We start from the raw sequence: 1,042 nt of genomic DNA, 5'->3' as shown, positions 1-1,042 counted from the left end.
GGGACTGCCCCGAGTTCAGTTGGCTCGCGGGGTGTGAATTTCAGGCCGCGGTTGCGACTGCTGTGTGGAGCAGTTCGAACTCTATCGGGGTGAGCCTGCCCAGCGCGCGTTGCCTACGGCGTCGGTGGTAGGTCCGCTCGATCCAGGACACGATCGCCAGGCGAAGTTCGGCTCGAGTTGACCAGCGCTGCCGGTCGAGCACGTTGCGTTGCAGAAGGGCGAAAAACGATTCCATGGCGGCGTTGTCGCCGCACGCACCGACACGTCCCATCGATCCGTGTAAACCGTTGTGCGACAGTGCATGGACGAACTTCCGAGACCTGAACTGGCTGCCCCTGTCCGAGTGGACGATCGTCGCCACGGGTGATCGAAGTGCGATCGCATTGTTCAGGGCAGCCACCGCCAGTGAGGACTTCATCCGCGAGTCCATCGAGTAGCCCACGATCCGGTTGGAATGCACGTCCTTGATGGCGCACAGATACAGMTTGCCTTCGTCGGTGCGGTGCTCGGTGATGTCGGCCAGCCACACCTGGTTGGCGGCCTGAGCGCTGAACTGGCGCTGCACGAGGTCGTCATGCACTGGCGGACCGGATCGACGGTTCAGTCCACGCTTCTTGGCGAAGATCGACCAGATCCGCTCTTGTGAACACAACCTCGCGACACGGTTCTCACCGGCGGTGATCCCGCGCTCGGGCAACTCGTCGGCGATGAACCGGTATCCGAAGGCGGGGTCGTCGGCGTGGATGTCGCGGGCGGCGTTGATCAGGTGCGCATCATCCCAATCCCGCTGTGACACGGGCGCTTTGCGCCACTTGTAGAACGCCTGGGTGGAAAACCCGAGGACCCGGCAGGTCACCGTGACGGGCACTCCGTCATCGGCAAGGTCGAGGACCAGCGGGTACATCATTTTGGGTTCGCGTCCCGGGACAGGTAGCCGACCGCGCGGCGCATCACCTCGGCCTCCTGCTCAAGCAGCTTGATCCGCTTGTGTGCCTCCCGCAGTTGCGCGGCTACGTCGTCAGCGGGCGGTGACGCACCTGGC

The 1,042-nt window shown here is 63.9% G+C and carries 1 pseudogene; it reads right to left on the bottom strand.

Features of this window, described 5'->3' with window-relative positions:
• Window positions 1–40 precede the first annotated feature (40 nt).
• Window positions 41–1,042: pseudogene (locus FOS14_RS24490) on the bottom strand (IS3 family transposase); the annotation flags it as partial.

Origin of the sequence: Skermania sp. ID1734, from assembly GCF_007489285.1 — a bacterium.
Lineage (GTDB): Bacteria > Actinomycetota > Actinomycetes > Mycobacteriales > Mycobacteriaceae > ID1734.
The sequence above is the reverse complement of the archived record's forward strand: the minus strand, read 5'-3'. Positions and strand labels throughout refer to the sequence as shown.